We start from the raw sequence: 14,777 nt of genomic DNA on the forward strand, positions 1-14,777 counted from the left end.
AAACCAAACAAGACTCTCGATATTACTTCGAAAGTCTTGTCTTTTATTCTAAAACAATACAATACGTAATAAACGTCAACGTCAATGACTTACAGAATTAGTAAAGCTTGTTCATCAGCATCATTTTTATGAGACCACTTTACTACTTAACTTCTTGATTCTTTATCAAAAGGTAAAGAGTTGCTCCAAGTGAAAACACCAATTCAAGAGCATAAACACATAGTTGCAGGTAGGAAGCTCTCCCTAGTATTGTATCCGCAACAATATTATAAAATAGATAACTAGTCATTGGTTCCACTACTCTTTCTATGAAAGGTTGTAACAAAATAGGAAATAGCAACAAAATAGCTAAACTCCCCATTGGACTTTTGAAAAAATAACTTAAAAAGTAAGAAATTAAAAAGTATTGGATGGAACCAATCAAATAGAAACTGAAAATTTCTAAACCGACACCATTTTCGCTACTTAAAAAATGAAACCATATATGCAGTACAATGAAATATAAAGTTGATTGTAGTAACACATCAAATAACTCTACGAACAGGATACTCATTGAACTTAAGATCCTTTTTCCACTCACCAAATAAACTAATTTTGTTTCGTGTGATTGTAAGTCTACAAATGCATTAACACAACCAATAGCAACAGAGAACATTGATGCAAAAATAAGAGCTTGCTTTAAAGATAATTCTACAATTCTACCATTGATTGCAACTGGTAACACACTTAGTAGGCACACAAATCCTACCAAAATTGACTGTATAGCTATCTGGTACTTTACGGGTTTTAAGCTATATTTTTTGACGATAAGACTGATAAATATTCTTGCCATTCTTCCTCCTCATTCGAATCATTTCTACAACAATTATTAATTCCAAGAATACGACTCCTTCCACTACTAAAAGAGTAAATCCATACAATTGGCTCGTTTGAGTCCCTTCAACTCGGCCAAAAGCAAATGACTTTGCTCCAATCAAAGGTAATAGATTCTCTATGTTAGAAGAAAGTCCTCTTAGAATACCTGATAGAGTGATTACTAATAATAAAACGATTGCAATTAATGATGAAATGGATTTTTTTGTGACTCTTACTAAAAATATAGCTAATAAAGTGAGGACAATCGCAAATATCACAACTCTTACCGTAACATCTAAAAACAAAGTAAATTCTATATAGTTCTTTAAAGTAGAATCTAGAAAAATGAGTAAAACAACAGCATTTACTATCGAAAATATTACAGTAGAAAGTAGTGATAAGACAATCGAACTAGCAATAAAACCAGTAAGTCGAACTTTCCAGTTAGGAATTATTAACTGAGTAAAATAATCATCACCAAATTGATAATGGGTTGAATAAACAAGTGAAACCAGAATTGGCAAGAAAATAACACTAGCTTGGTAGGGTGAAGATAAGAGAGCATCCCTGACTGTATAGACTGGATTCGATGATAACATAGATGGGTCAAGGTTAATCGCCTGTCCATTTCCTTCTACTAAGGCGTTTATCACCTGAATATTTTGAATTGTAAAAAATATGCTGACTCCCAAAATAAGAAAAAAAGTAAATTTAAAAGTAGGTAAACTACTATATTTATAAAGGTCACTAAAAAAGGAACGCTTCAACATATTATTCACCTTCTTTCCCTTCGAGCGCCTTAAAATATGCTTCCTCAAAAGAACCAAACTGTTTCAAAATATCTTTTGTAGGAGCATCAATAACAATCTTCCCATTAGAAATACCAACCAAATGATCTACAGTTAATTCTAACTCACTCATATAATGACTTGTCATTAATACAGTTTTACCTTCATTGACAAAAGTCTGCAAAAAATTACGTACCCAGCGTATTCCTTCTGGATCTAGGCCATTGATTGGTTCATCTAAAATTAAGATGTCAGGATTTGCTAATAAGGCTGTCGCTAAACCAAGACGTTGCTTCATTCCTAATGAATAGTCTTTTACTTTTTTATTTCTAGCTTCACTTAACCCCACCAAGTCTAAACATTCCTTGCACCTATTTCTGTCAACACCACAAGCCAAGCCAATCCACCGAAGATGCTGAAATCCTGTTCTCGTTGGATAAGGTTGGCAACTGTCGAGGAATGATCCAACAATACAAAAAGGATTATCTCCCAATTGCGAGTATTTTTTGCCATTGATCAATGCCATTCCTGTTTGACTATTTTCTAAACCAAGTAAAATTCTGATTAAAGTCGATTTCCCAGAACCATTTGGTCCAATCAATCCAGTTACCTCACCTTTCTCTGCTTTAAAAGTTACATTTTGCAGGACAATTTTATTATTATATTCCTTATGTAGATTTTGAATTGTTATCATTCATCCTTTTCCCTTCTGACTTTTTGTGAAATCCCACCTTCACTTGGAGCAAGTATATCAGGCGAATATCAGGAAAAAATCAGAATAAACATTTTTATAATTATTTTTTCATTTCTAACAAATTACTTTTTATGTTTGCTATAATATACACAAGTAATTGGAGGAACTATGAAGTATAAAATTTTAGCAATTGATGATGATGAAAAAATCTTACGATTAATAGTGAATGCATTAGAAGCAAACAACTTTAACGTAGAAACTCGGTCAAATATAGAAGAAATCGACATCTGTGACTTTACTGGATTCGATCTGATTTTACTTGACGTCATGATGCCTATTTCTGGTTTAGAGATTTGTCGCTCCATTCGTTCACAAATTACTACTCCAATCCTGTTTCTAACCGCTAAAAATTTTGAAGAAGATTTACTAAAGGGGATACAAGCTGGAGCAGACGATTACATCACAAAACCATTTAGCATTAAGGAATTGATTGCAAGAATTCAAATGCATCTTCGTAGAGAGGAAAGATCTCACCCTGCCTCTAAAGAAGAATTGATTTCAGATATAACTTTTTATCGAGATAGTCAAGAAGTTTATTATCAATCAAAGAGCATTTCTCTAACTAAGCGAGAATTTGATCTACTTTATCTTTTAGCTAAAAATGAGAACCGAATATTTAGCGCAGAGGAACTTTACGATTACCTCTATCCTGTAAGCTCTGATGTACAGATACGGTCAATCACCGAATACATCTATCAAATCAGACAAAAATTTAAGGCTCATCAAATTGATCCAATCAAAACGGTTTGGGGAGGAGGATACAAATGGCAAAAGAAATGACAATCAAGCAACTCATTAAGCGTACTTATCTTACAATCATTTGGCAATTTCTTCTATGTCTTATACTTTTTTACATAGTTCCAGCTCTTCTATCTTCTGTATCTGGAATCAATGAGAAAAATGCCAATATCTTTGCTTTATTTTTTAGCGTCAGTTCTTGGATTTATCTTTGCATCATTTTAATTCTTATCATTGTAACAAATATTCGACAATTATTAACCAAGATTCAAAAAGAAATGAACATGGTTTATCATAGTGGTCTATATTTCAACAAAAATGAAAATCACCATTTGCAGATTAAGGAATTTATTGAAACAAATGATCTGATCGAAAAAATGCAATCTGATATAAAAAATAGAATTGAAAATGAAAAAGAACAAAAAAAAGAACTCATGTTTCAAGTATCTAGCGCTGCGCATGATCTTCGAACTCCTCTAACTGTCATAAGAGGAAATGCTGAATTCCTACAATCTACCAAGCAAACACCCCAAGTAATGGAATGTCTAAAAGATCTGGAGCAAGCAAGTATTCAGTTAAACGATTATTTCAACCACTTCATCCAATACTCCAAAACTTTTTATGACCAAGATATTCAACTTGAAAAGATATCAATTCAACAATTAACTCGTCAATTAAAGGAACATATCACACCTTTACTCCCTAGAAATACACACTTTGTATATACAAACACAATAAATCCATCGACACAAATTGCAATTCATTCCAATTTATTTTTCCGAGCAATCACAAATATTATTAACAACGCTATACAACATCAAAAAGAAAATGATGCACAAATCCACCTAACAATTTCACAAGAAAATAGTCAATTAGTTCTAACTATATGGAATAACCAATCTAGTTTTTCAAAAAACATATTACAAAATGCTGGAAATCTTTTCTATAAAGATGACCAAGCAAGAACCTCCTCTCAACAAAGTCACTATGGACTTGGTTTATCTTTTGTCAAACGCGTCATGAAACTTCATAATGGAACTATGCACTTAGAAAATAGTAATCATGGTGCACAAGTCAAGCTAATCATTCCCATTTTATAGAACAAACCGAACTCATCAATATTTGTTCGGCTTCTTTTAATTTTCACATCAAAAAAATCAGTATCACAAGAAAATTTATGTTACATCTTCTTACATGAAAACACTAAATATTTGCCAACTTTTTTAGTTTCTGCTATAATTGGGTAAATATTCTAAAAAGGAGACTAAACATGAAGAAAAAAATCCTTGCATTTTTATTATTTTTATTTCCCCTATTCTCTTTAGGCTATGTTAATGCGGACACTATCAAGATTGTTAGTGATACTGCTTATGCGCCCTTTGAGTTTAAAGATACAGACCAGACTTATAAAGGAATTGATGTTGACATCATCAATAAAGTCGCTGAGATAAAAGGATGGAATATCCAAATGTCTTATCCAGGCTTTGATGCTGCTGTCAATGCGGTCCAAGCAGGGCAAGCAGATGCGATCATGGCTGGTATGACAAAAACCAAAGAACGTGAAAACGTCTTTACCATGTCTGATACATACTATGATACAAAAGTTGTCATCGCAACGACTAAGTCTAACAAAATCACTAAGTATGAAGAACTCAGTGGTAAAACTGTTGGTGTTAAAAACGGTACTGCGGCACAACGTTTCCTAGAAAGTATCAAAGATAAATATGGTTTCACTATCAAAACCTTTGATACTGGCGATTTGATGAATAACAGTCTCAGTACAGGTGCTGTAAATGCCATCATGGATGACAAACCAGTCATCGAGTACGCTATTAACCAAGGGCAAGATCTTAGTATCAACATGGACGGAGAAGCCGTTGGAAGCTTTGCTTTCGGTGTAAAAAAAGGTAGCAAGTACGAATACCTAGTAACAGAATTTAACGAAGCTTTAGCTCAGATGAAAAAAGATGGTAGCTTGGACCAGATTATCAATAAATGGACAAACTCTTCTAAAACTAGTTCACAAGTGACTTCTCTCACTTCAACTACAAGCGCAGGTCAAAAAGCTACTCCAGTCAAATCAAAATACGTTATCGCTAGTGACTCTTCATTCGCACCATTTGTCTTCCAGAACTCAAGCAACCAGTACACTGGTATTGATATGGACTTAATCAAAGCTATTGCCAAAGATCAAGGTTTCGAGATTGAGATCACCAACCCAGGATTTGACGCTGCTATTAACGCAGTTCAATCTGGTCAAGCTGATGGTATGATTGCTGGTATGTCTGTTACAGACGCTCGTAAAGAAACCTTTGATTTCTCTGATTCTTACTATACAGCTAATACTATTCTTGGAGTTAAGGAATCAAGTACCATTTCTTCTTATGAAGATCTGAATGGTAAAACCGTTGGTGTTAAAAACGGTACTGCTTCTCAAACCTTCCTAACTGAAAATCAAAGCAAATATGGTTATAAAATTAAAACCTTTGCAGATGGTGCATCAATGTATGACAGCCTCAACACTGGTTCAATTGACGCTGTGATGGATGACGAACCAGTTCTTAAATACTCTATCAGTCAAGGTCAAAAAATAAAAACACCAATCGAAGGTACTCCAATCGGAGAAACTGCTTTTGCAGTTAAAAAGGGAAGCAATCCTGAATTGATTGAAATGTTCAACAACGGTCTTGCAAATCTTAAAGCAAGTGGTGAATTCCAAAAGATTCTTGATAAATACCTTGCAACTGATTCAACAAGTGAATCAACAACTGTTGACGAAACTACTATCTGGGGCTTGTTGAAAAACAACTACAAACAACTCTTAAGCGGACTTGGAATTACCCTTTCTCTAGCTTTGATTTCGTTTGCGATTGCGATCGTGATTGGGATTATCTTTGGTATGTTTAGCGTGAGTCCTTATAAATCACTTCGCCTTCTATCAGAGATCTTTGTTGATGTGATTCGCGGAATTCCACTAATGATTCTTGCCGCCTTCATCTTCTGGGGAATTCCAAACTTTATCGAATCCCTTACAGGCCAACAAAGCCCAATCAACGACTTTGTCGCTGGTACGATTGCCCTGTCCCTAAACTCAGCTGCCTATATTGCTGAAATCGTTCGAGGTGGTATTAAGGCCGTTCCTGTTGGACAAATGGAAGCCAGTCGAAGTCTTGGTATTTCTTATGGAAAAACCATGCGTAAGATTGTCTTGCCACAAGCAACCAAGCTCATGCTTCCAAACTTTGTCAACCAATTTGTAATCGCTTTGAAAGATACAACAATCGTATCTGCAATTGGTCTTGTAGAACTCTTCCAGACTGGTAAGATCATCATTGCACGTAACTACCAAAGTTTCAAGATGTATGCAATCCTTGCAGTCTTCTATCTTGTGATTATCACTCTTCTAACTAGACTTGCAAAACGCTTAGAAAAGAGGATTCAATAATGGCTAAATTAAAAATCGATGTTGATAATTTACATAAACAATATGGAAAAAACAAAGTCCTTAAAGGAATCTCAGCAAAATTCTACGAAGGAGATGTTGTTTGTATCATTGGACCTTCTGGTTCAGGTAAATCAACTTTCTTGCGTAGCTTGAATCTCCTCGAGGAAGGTACAAAAGGTCATATCACGGTTAATGGTTATGATTTGACGGATAAAGCAACCAACGTGGATCACGTTCGTGAAAATGTCGGAATGGTTTTCCAGCACTTCAATCTTTTCCCACACATGACGGTATTAGAAAATATCACTTTCGCTCCAGTGGAGCATAAGTTGATGACTAAAGCCGAAGCTGAAAAATTGGGAATGGAACTCCTTGAAAAAGTTGGACTTGCTGATAAGGCTAATGCAAATCCTGAAAGTTTATCAGGTGGACAAAAACAACGTGTGGCTATCGCTCGCGGTCTAGCCATGAACCCTGATATCATGCTCTTTGACGAACCAACTTCTGCCCTTGACCCTGAGATGGTCGGCGACGTTCTTAACGTTATGAAGGAATTGGCTGAACAAGGCATGACTATGATTATCGTAACCCACGAAATGGGATTCGCCCGCAAGGTTGCCAATCGTGTGATCTTTACTGCTGACGGTGAATTCCTCGAGGACGGAACACCCGACCAAATCTTTGATAACCCACAACATCCGCGTCTTAAAGAATTTTTAGACAAGGTTCTAAACGCCTAGAAGAGATAGGGCTAAAAGTCTTTATAATCAAAAAAACGCATTGTATCAGGTATAAAAAACTTGATATTATGCGTTTTATTGTGGAAAGATTTACTTCGGTTGCTCCTAATACTCAATGAAAATCAAAGAGCAAACTAGGAAAAGCCGCAAGCTGTACTTGAGTACGGTAAGGCGACGCTGACGTGGTTTGAATTTGATTTTCGAAGAGTATTAAATTAAGTTTTTGCCCAGACTCTTAATATAGACGTATTGGATTTTTGGATTTTTTAGAAAATTATGATAAAATAAAGGATATGAAAAATGGGGACTCCTCATGCCTAGTCTAACTAGGAAACAAAATAGAAATTAGGTAGCTAGATGTCATCAAAAGTTATTGTTACAATTTTCGGTGCAAGTGGAGATTTGGCTAAACGCAAGCTCTACCCTTCACTTTTTAGACTTTACAAATGTGGTAATCTATCTGATCATTTTGCTGTTATTGGAACTGCTCGTAGACCTTGGAGTAAGGAATATTTTGAATCTGTCGTTGTCGAATCTATTTTAGACTTGGCAGATAGTGTGGAAGAAGCTCAAGCATTTGCGAGTCATTTTTACTATCAAAGCCACGATGTTAATGACACTGAGCACTATATCGAATTACGCAAGCTTCAGGCTGAATTAAACGAAAAATATCAGACTGAGCACAACAAGCTCTTCTTCCTCTCAATGGCACCTCAGTTCTTTGGTACCATCGCCAAACACCTCAAATCAGAGCAAATTGTTGATGGTAAAGGCTTTGAACGTTTGATCGTTGAGAAACCTTTTGGAACAGACTATGAGACCGCAAGCAAACTAAACGAAGAACTCCTAGCTACTTTTAACGAAGAGCAAATCTATCGTATCGACCACTATCTCGGTAAAGAAATGATTCAAAGTATTTTTGCCATTCGCTTTGCCAATATGATTTTTGAAAATGTTTGGAATCGTGAACACATCGATAACGTACAGATTACCTTTGCAGAGCGCCTAGGTGTTGAAGAGCGTGGTGGCTACTATGATGAATCTGGTGCCCTACGAGACATGGTTCAAAACCATACCCTCCAACTTCTGTCACTCCTTGCTATGGACAAGCCAGCAAGCTTTACCAAGGATGATATTCGCGCAGAGAAAATCAAAGTCTTTAAAAATCTTTACCACCCTACAGATGAGGAACTCAAAGAGCAATTCATCCGTGGTCAATATCGTTCTGGTAAAGTTGATGGCATGAAATACATCTCTTACCGTAGTGAACCAAATGTTAACCCTGAATCTATGACAGAAACCTTTGCTTCAGGGGCCTTCTTTGTAAATACTGATCGCTTCCGTGATGTACCTTTCTTCTTCCGTACAGGGAAACGCCTCACTGAAAAAGGAACACACGTAAACATTGTCTTCAAGCAAATGGATTCCATTTTCGGAGAGCCTCTAGCACCAAACGTGCTTACCATCTATATCCAACCAACTGAAGGTTTCTCTCTCAGTCTTAACGGTAAAAAGGTAGGAGAAGAGTTTAGCCTTGCGCCAAATTCTCTTGACTATCGAACAGATGCGACTGCTACAGGTGCTTCACCAGATCCATATGAAAAACTGATCTATGATGTTTTGAACAATAATTCAACTAACTTTAGCCATTGGGATGAAGTGAGTGCCTCATGGAAATTGATTGACCGTATTGAAAAGCTTTGGGCTGAAAACGGTGCTCCACTCCATGACTACAAGGCTGGTAGCATGGGACCTCAAGCTAGCTTTGAACTCCTTGAAAAATACGGAGCTGAGTGGACTTGGCAACCAGATATCGCCTATCGTAAGGATGGTCGATTAGAATAATCAAAAACAATCCTGCAAGAATTCTTGCAGGATTTTCTTTTATATCAAACCTTCTAGAAGGCCTTTCATAAAGTTCTCAGAATTGAATTCACCGATATCATCGATTTTTTCACCAAAACCAATTAACTTAACAGGGATATTCAGTTCTTCACGAATAGCAAGAACGACACCACCTCGGGCAGTTCCATCAATTTTGGTTAAGACAATTCCTGTAACAGGAGTAATTTTTGAAAACTCTTTGGCTTGTACAAGAGCGTTTTGTCCTGTTGAGGCATCCAGAGCTAGGAAGGTTTCATGTGGAGCTTCTGGAACGACACGTTTAATGATGCGACCAATTTTTTCCAACTCTGCCATCAAGTTTTCCTTGTTTTGTAAACGGCCAGCTGTATCAATCATGAGAATATCAACACCTTCTGCTACTGCTCGTTCCATCCCATCAAAGACAACACTGGCTGGATCAGCTTTTTCTGGTCCTGTAACCACTGGAACATCCACACGACGTCCCCATTCAGCTAATTGAGCAACTGCACCAGCACGGAAGGTGTCTGCAGCAACCAGCATGACTTTCTTGCCAGCTTGTTTGTAACGGTGAGCAAGCTTACCAATAGATGTTGTTTTGCCGACTCCATTGACACCTACAAAGAGCATAACTGTCAAACCATCTTGGAAGTTAATGCTTTCATTGTATTGTCCATCTTTTTCGTAGAGCTCTACCAATTTTTCAATGATCACACGACGGAGGGCATCTGGTTTCTTGGCGTTTTCAAGTTTAGCTTCGTAACGTAGCTCTTCTGTTAAGTTTGAAGCTACCTGTACACCAACGTCACTCATGATTAAGAGTTCTTCTAGTTCTTCGAAGAATTCTTCATCAACAGAGCGGAAGTTAGCAAAGAAGGCATTCAAACGAGCACCAAATCCCGTACGAGTTTTCTTGAGACTACGGTCATATTTTTCCTGTACAGTCTCTTGGACTTGAGGAATTTCTTCGATTACTAGATCTTCTTCCACTTCTTGAGAAGTGTCTGCTTCCGTTTCGTCTGATTGAGCTTGATTAGCTTCTTCATCGTCGCTATCACTTGAAGCTACTTCTTCGACTGGTGACTCAGGTTCTTCTGCAACAAATTCCACTACTTCTCGAGAGCTGGCTTCAGTTTCTTCAACTTCTGTTGATTCTGACTCTTCCTGACAACAATGACACTCAGTTTCTTTTTCAAGCTGAATTTCTTCCTGAGGAGTTGCTATTGGTTCAACTGTTTCTAGAGTTGTTTCTGCTACTGGTTCTTCCGACTCACTAGCTTCTTTAGAATAAGTTTCATCAAATTCTGAACTTTGGTCGATTTCTTCAGTATTTTTCACTTCAAATTCTTCAGTTCCAAGTGCTTCAACTTCGTCGCCAGGTTCTGTCAGATCCAAGTTTTCCAAAGCTTCTTTAACGACTTCTTCGATTTTTGGTTCTTCTTTTCTACCAAATAAACGGTCAAATAATCCCATGCTTTAGTTCTCCTTCAGTACATATTTTTCAATGGCCCAGGTAACAGCTTCCTCGTCATTGGTCATAGGGGTGACTACATTTGCAACTTCCTTGACCTCAGGCACAGCATTTTGCATAGCAACACCGAGTCCTGCCCATTCAATCATGGAAAGGTCATTGGCCTCATCTCCACAAGCCATCACTTGACTTTGGTCAATTCCTAGATGGTCGATCAATTTAGCTAATCCAGTAGCCTTATGAACGTTCTTTGGTGACCATTCCAAAAGCATGTCGCGAGATTTAAAAATTTCATAATTGTTAAACAAGTCTGGTGAAATATTAGCAATTGCGGCATCCAGTGGTTCTTGGGCAAAAGCGGTCACACATTTGTTGTAGGTCATCTGACTAGACAAATCTTCAAAGTCAATTGGAACAAAAGTCAGAGCAGGATTAAATTTAGCATACAGACTTTCTTGATCTGATTGGATTTGGTAAACTGTACCTTCTGAAATGGCATCTAAAGGAATGCCTAGTTTTTCAGTTTCCTCGTAAATACGTGTCACATCATCAATAGAGAATACTGTCTTATCGAGGATTTCACCCGTATTTTTCTGAACCAATCCACCATTAAAGGTGATAGTATACTCGTCATCATGGCCGTCTGTTCCAAGCTCTTTGAGGAAGAAATCCATAGCCTTGAGGGGACGTCCAGTTGTCAGTACCACTTTGACTCCCTGATCACGCGCAGCCTTTAAAGTTGCCTTAGTACGATCAGTCAATTTCTTGTCTGTCGTCAGCAAAGTCCCATCTAAGTCTAGGGCAATTAATTTAATATCTGCCATTACAATCCCTCCATATAAGCAATAACTGATTGGTCTTTGTGATGTCCGATAACTGTTTCAGCTAGTTCTAAAATCTCTGGACGAGCATTTTCAGGTGCTACCGGGTGCCCTACAACTTGCATCATGTGCAGGTCATTAAGATTATCACCAAAGGCCATCACCTGGTCCATATCAAGATTTAACTTCTTGGTCAATTCGACAATAGCAACTCCCTTGTCAACATGGTCTAAAACGATGTCAATGGATTCAAAGCCTGTCGTCATAGCCTTAACACCAGGCACATGTTCATTAACCCAAGCTTCTCCGGCTTCTACTGTCTCTTCAGTAAAGTTAGTTGTGAATTTGAAAATCTCATCGGTAATATCTTCTAAACTAGCTACTTTTTTGATATTTTCATTGTAATGATGGCTAAACATAAGATAGGTTTCGTCTACTGTGTCTAATACATAACAAGCTTTCTTACCAGTCAAGAGCATCTTCTTCTCATCAAAATAAGGTGAAGTCTTTAGCTTTTCAAATGTTGATAGGTAAAAATCACGAGGCATGGTTGCTTCATAAAGGTCCTCTCCATGAAAACGAACCAAACTACCATTTTCAGCAATAAAGATTATCTCATCTTTGACATCCGCAAAATGCTTTTCAAGTGACAAAAGCCCACGACCAGATGCAACAGCAAAATAGATTCCTTTTTCTTTATAAGAATGGAGCAACTTTTTCAGACGCTCCATATCAAATTGACCGGCACCATCCAAAAAAGTACCGTCCATATCCGTTGCTACTAATTTAATCATAAAATTCTTCATACTCCAATTAATAAATCTACCTTCTATTATACCATAGAAAAAGTAAAAAAAGACGTGCCGAATTGACACGCCCTTGTCTTCTATAAATAATCCCGTAGGGCCAATTTAAAGGCCAGGCTGATTTGCTTATCTTCTTTTATATCCAACCTCTCAACACTTTTCTTCCAAAATTCTTGATTGAAGTCTATTCTGAGAGTTCATCAGCTATTGCGTAAAAATTATCAATCTTTGGCTGAGATACATTTGTCACAACCATAAATAGTATATAGTTCTTGACATATAATCTTGCTTATGAAAAAATACTTGTTGGAGGTTAATAATATGACTGAAAAAATCAAAAACTGGGTTAATATTTGCGTTTTGAAAAATCAAGAAATTTTATTACTTAATAGACAGCACGATAATTTTCCTGGCTGGATTCCACCGGGGGGAAAAGTTGAATTCCCTGAAAGTTTTTTTGAAGCTGCATTACGGGAACTAAAGGAAGAAACTGGACTCACTGCATTAAATCTTGAATTAAAAGGAATTTCAGGCTTTACTAATTCAATTGGTAATGAGAGATTTGTCTTCTATGACTTTTTATGTACTCAGTTTACTGGTGAACTAAGCACATCTGCTGAAGGTGAGCCAAAATGGTGGAATCTAAAAGATATTGATAAAATACCAATGCAAGATGAAATAAGAAAAAGGCTACCACTTTATTTAAGAAAAGGAAGCTTTGAAAGTATTAACTATTGGGATGATAATAAAAAATGCATTAGTGAAAACAAAACAATTTTATTTGACTAATATTCTCTACGGTATAATCAAGGCTATCTAATAAAAATCATCTACTCTAACAACTTTTTCCTTATATCTATAGATAGCTAAAAAGCCTTGGAATAAGCTGTTTCCAAGGCTTTCTTTGTATTTTACTGTATCAATTTCCTTATTCCGATTTCAGTTGTGACAAGTTTAATCATATATATTTCCATTCTCCGGTTAAAATTCTATCTTCTATTGGGCTAACTGTTATTAAAAATATAAGCCCTTTTCCACACTTTCCTGAATCAAGTCTTCCGTCAATTTCCATAATTCTTCCGATTCACTTTTTATGAACTTTTTCTTTTCTAATACCATTTCTGCACTGATATTATCAGGATTATAATTGAATTCTGACACTTCTAAGTGATTTATCAGTGGTACCAAGGCGTCGATCACTCTTGCATATCTTGCTTCAGCACTCTGCCCTTTTTCAAATTCCAACCACAAATTTTTCATATTCAAATATTTCTCTTCTGGAAGGAGGCTCATTGTTTTTTCTATAGATGCTAGTTCTTTATCATGAGAATGAAGCTTTTTTTCATCATCAAAAACCCAAGTATCTCCGGCATAAATCTCACCTAAATCATGAATCAATAACATAGGAATCACTTTTTCCATATCCAATTTTTTAGGATAATAATCTTGAAGAACCATCGCAGCTATGGCACCCTGCCAGGAATGCTCGGCACTATTTTCAAATCTGCCATCAAGAGTTCTATTAAATCTTGTCACTGACTTTAATTTCTCTATTTCTTTAATAAAATCAACTGAATGTTTCAAATTACTCATTGCTATTCCTACCTTATTCTAAATTACAAATATAATAGCAAAAATTAATCTTTACATCATTAATTTCCCGTATTTGCAAAAAAATAACGCCTAATCCACATGAGATTAGACGCTGATAAAATGACTATTTTAAACTTATTTACGGGTTTAGAATCAAACTTTCAGCCATTCATCAATTCAAGGTTCTCTTATCCATATTTGGCAAAGAGAGTCGGAATTTAATGATGCAGAGTCGAATCACAAAACCAACAATAGAAACAATGATAAAGACAGTGATTCTTGGAAAGTGAAGGACAAAGGCCAACCAATAATAAATAACTCCAATTACGAAAGATAGAAGGGCATAAATATCTTCTTTTAGAACACTTGGTACTTCATTGATCAGGAGGTCTCGGATAATACCTCCACCAGCACCAGTTAAGCAGGCTAAAAGACCTGCAGACATCAAATTTAGCTTACTATCCACTAAGGCTGTCGCTCCAATCAAGGAAAAGATAATCAGCCCAATGGAGTCAAAGATGAGGTAAGCTTCTCTCAGCCACTTATAGAACTTTTTTTCATGACTAGCATTGGCCTGTTTTGAAGTTACAAAGACATACATGATAACCGCTACAAGGATAGAGACATAAATCGGGCTGGGATCAGCAAGAGAGGAAGGAAAACGACTGATAATAGAATCTCTCAAAATCCCTCCGCCTACTGCCGTTACAATTGCCAATAAACTAATTCCAAAAATATCTAATCGTTTACCAAATCCTTTGATAGCACCTGAAGCAGCAAAGGCTATAGTCCCAATATAATTACAGATCATTAGGAATAGATCGAAATCCATATAAGCTCCTCAATTTATTTTTGTAACCCTCCGACTTCTTGAAGGTCATTCTAAATACTTTAGCTTGAAAT

Annotated in this window: 14 protein-coding genes; 6 read left to right on the forward strand and 8 right to left on the reverse strand. The window is 36.5% G+C overall.

The window, feature by feature from the left end; translation table 11 throughout:
* Positions 1-142: 142 nt before the first annotated feature.
* Genes HMPREF2728_RS02185 through HMPREF2728_RS02195 form a run of 3 tightly spaced genes read right to left on the reverse strand, consistent with a single transcriptional unit; the run spans position 143 to position 2,337 of the window.
* Entirely contained in the window at positions 143-832 is a 690-nt protein-coding gene (locus HMPREF2728_RS02185; RefSeq protein ID WP_075226913.1) for a hypothetical protein, read from the reverse strand.
* The gene (locus HMPREF2728_RS02190) at positions 792-1,625 is read right to left on the reverse strand and encodes a hypothetical protein (protein WP_075226914.1); all 834 of its coding nucleotides are present in this window, start codon (positions 1,623-1,625) and stop codon (positions 792-794) included. Before HMPREF2728_RS02190 ends, HMPREF2728_RS02185 begins: the two co-directional genes overlap by 41 nt.
* A 1-nt stretch (position 1,626) precedes the next feature.
* Entirely contained in the window at positions 1,627-2,337 is a 711-nt protein-coding gene (locus HMPREF2728_RS02195) for an ABC transporter ATP-binding protein (RefSeq protein ID WP_075226915.1), read from the reverse strand.
* Positions 2,338-2,505: 168 nt separating this feature from the next.
* Here HMPREF2728_RS02195 and HMPREF2728_RS02200 point away from each other — a divergent pair, with 168 nt between their 5' ends.
* The 5 genes from HMPREF2728_RS02200 (at position 2,506) to zwf (ending at position 9,165) form a co-directional block, all read left to right on the forward strand.
* A complete protein-coding gene (locus HMPREF2728_RS02200; protein ID WP_075226916.1) occupies positions 2,506-3,177 on the forward strand; it encodes a response regulator transcription factor in 672 nt (223 codons plus the stop codon).
* Entirely contained in the window at positions 3,162-4,235 is a 1,074-nt protein-coding gene (locus tag HMPREF2728_RS02205; RefSeq protein ID WP_075226917.1) for a sensor histidine kinase, read from the forward strand. Before HMPREF2728_RS02200 ends, HMPREF2728_RS02205 begins: the two co-directional genes overlap by 16 nt.
* A gap of 170 nt (positions 4,236-4,405) precedes the next feature.
* A complete protein-coding gene (locus HMPREF2728_RS02210; protein ID WP_075226918.1) occupies positions 4,406-6,580 on the forward strand; it encodes an ABC transporter substrate-binding protein/permease in 2,175 nt (724 codons plus the stop codon).
* Positions 6,580-7,320, forward strand: coding sequence for an amino acid ABC transporter ATP-binding protein (locus HMPREF2728_RS02215; protein ID WP_049503260.1), 741 nt, complete (start codon positions 6,580-6,582; stop codon positions 7,318-7,320). The genes HMPREF2728_RS02210 and HMPREF2728_RS02215 overlap by 1 nt, the downstream gene beginning before the upstream one ends.
* A gap of 357 nt (positions 7,321-7,677) precedes the next feature.
* Positions 7,678-9,165 (forward strand): glucose-6-phosphate dehydrogenase, encoded by a 1,488-nt coding sequence (gene zwf, locus HMPREF2728_RS02220; RefSeq protein WP_075226919.1) that lies wholly within the window; start codon positions 7,678-7,680, stop codon positions 9,163-9,165.
* Between the two features lie 39 nt (positions 9,166-9,204).
* Here zwf and ftsY read toward each other — a convergent pair whose 3' ends face one another.
* From ftsY to HMPREF2728_RS02235, 3 genes are read right to left on the reverse strand one after another with little or no spacing between them, the layout of a single operon-like run.
* Complete coding sequence (ftsY, locus tag HMPREF2728_RS02225; RefSeq protein WP_075226920.1) at positions 9,205-10,656, reverse strand: signal recognition particle-docking protein FtsY; 1,452 nt, start codon at positions 10,654-10,656, stop codon at positions 9,205-9,207.
* 3 nt (positions 10,657-10,659) lie between these two features.
* Positions 10,660-11,478, reverse strand: a complete 819-nt coding sequence (locus HMPREF2728_RS02230; protein ID WP_075226921.1) for a Cof-type HAD-IIB family hydrolase — start codon at positions 11,476-11,478, stop codon at positions 10,660-10,662.
* A complete protein-coding gene (locus HMPREF2728_RS02235) occupies positions 11,478-12,269 on the reverse strand; it encodes a Cof-type HAD-IIB family hydrolase (protein WP_075226922.1) in 792 nt (263 codons plus the stop codon). The genes HMPREF2728_RS02230 and HMPREF2728_RS02235 overlap by 1 nt, the downstream gene beginning before the upstream one ends.
* Positions 12,270-12,602: 333 nt before the next feature.
* Here HMPREF2728_RS02235 and HMPREF2728_RS02240 point away from each other — a divergent pair, with 333 nt between their 5' ends.
* A complete protein-coding gene (locus tag HMPREF2728_RS02240; RefSeq protein ID WP_000136624.1) occupies positions 12,603-13,070 on the forward strand; it encodes an 8-oxo-dGTP diphosphatase in 468 nt (155 codons plus the stop codon).
* Between the two features lie 225 nt (positions 13,071-13,295).
* Here the strand turns inward: HMPREF2728_RS02240 and HMPREF2728_RS02245 are convergent, their stop codons facing one another.
* The gene (locus tag HMPREF2728_RS02245) at positions 13,296-13,874 is read right to left on the reverse strand and encodes an HD domain-containing protein (protein ID WP_060955577.1); all 579 of its coding nucleotides are present in this window, start codon (positions 13,872-13,874) and stop codon (positions 13,296-13,298) included.
* Between the two features lie 172 nt (positions 13,875-14,046).
* The gene (locus tag HMPREF2728_RS02250; protein ID WP_049530871.1) at positions 14,047-14,706 is read right to left on the reverse strand and encodes a trimeric intracellular cation channel family protein; all 660 of its coding nucleotides are present in this window, start codon (positions 14,704-14,706) and stop codon (positions 14,047-14,049) included.
* Between the last annotated feature and the right edge of the window lie 71 nt (positions 14,707-14,777).

Origin of the sequence: Streptococcus sp. HMSC061D10 (assembly GCF_001808865.1) — a bacterium.
Classification (GTDB): domain Bacteria; phylum Bacillota; class Bacilli; order Lactobacillales; family Streptococcaceae; genus Streptococcus.

Excerpts from the sequence above, each read along its gene's own strand:
- HMPREF2728_RS02215 (WP_049503260.1), top strand. The coding sequence starts at position 6,580 with ATGGCTAAATTAAAAATCGATGTTGATAATTTACATAAACAATATGGA.
- HMPREF2728_RS02185 (WP_075226913.1), bottom strand. The coding sequence starts at position 832 with ATGGCAAGAATATTTATCAGTCTTATCGTCAAAAAATATAGCTTAAAA.
- HMPREF2728_RS02245 (WP_060955577.1), bottom strand. The coding sequence starts at position 13,874 with ATGAGTAATTTGAAACATTCAGTTGATTTTATTAAAGAAATAGAGAAA.
- HMPREF2728_RS02210 (WP_075226918.1), top strand. The coding sequence starts at position 4,406 with ATGAAGAAAAAAATCCTTGCATTTTTATTATTTTTATTTCCCCTATTC.
- HMPREF2728_RS02205 (WP_075226917.1), top strand. The coding sequence starts at position 3,162 with ATGGCAAAAGAAATGACAATCAAGCAACTCATTAAGCGTACTTATCTT.
- HMPREF2728_RS02230 (WP_075226921.1), bottom strand. The coding sequence starts at position 11,478 with ATGGCAGATATTAAATTAATTGCCCTAGACTTAGATGGGACTTTGCTG.
- HMPREF2728_RS02250 (WP_049530871.1), bottom strand. The coding sequence starts at position 14,706 with ATGGATTTCGATCTATTCCTAATGATCTGTAATTATATTGGGACTATA.
- HMPREF2728_RS02235 (WP_075226922.1), bottom strand. The coding sequence starts at position 12,269 with ATGATTAAATTAGTAGCAACGGATATGGACGGTACTTTTTTGGATGGT.
- ftsY (WP_075226920.1), bottom strand. The coding sequence starts at position 10,656 with ATGGGATTATTTGACCGTTTATTTGGTAGAAAAGAAGAACCAAAAATC.
- zwf (WP_075226919.1), top strand. The coding sequence starts at position 7,678 with ATGTCATCAAAAGTTATTGTTACAATTTTCGGTGCAAGTGGAGATTTG.
- HMPREF2728_RS02240 (WP_000136624.1), top strand. The coding sequence starts at position 12,603 with ATGACTGAAAAAATCAAAAACTGGGTTAATATTTGCGTTTTGAAAAAT.
- HMPREF2728_RS02200 (WP_075226916.1), top strand. The coding sequence starts at position 2,506 with ATGAAGTATAAAATTTTAGCAATTGATGATGATGAAAAAATCTTACGA.
- HMPREF2728_RS02190 (WP_075226914.1), bottom strand. The coding sequence starts at position 1,625 with ATGTTGAAGCGTTCCTTTTTTAGTGACCTTTATAAATATAGTAGTTTA.
- HMPREF2728_RS02195 (WP_075226915.1), bottom strand. The coding sequence starts at position 2,337 with ATGATAACAATTCAAAATCTACATAAGGAATATAATAATAAAATTGTC.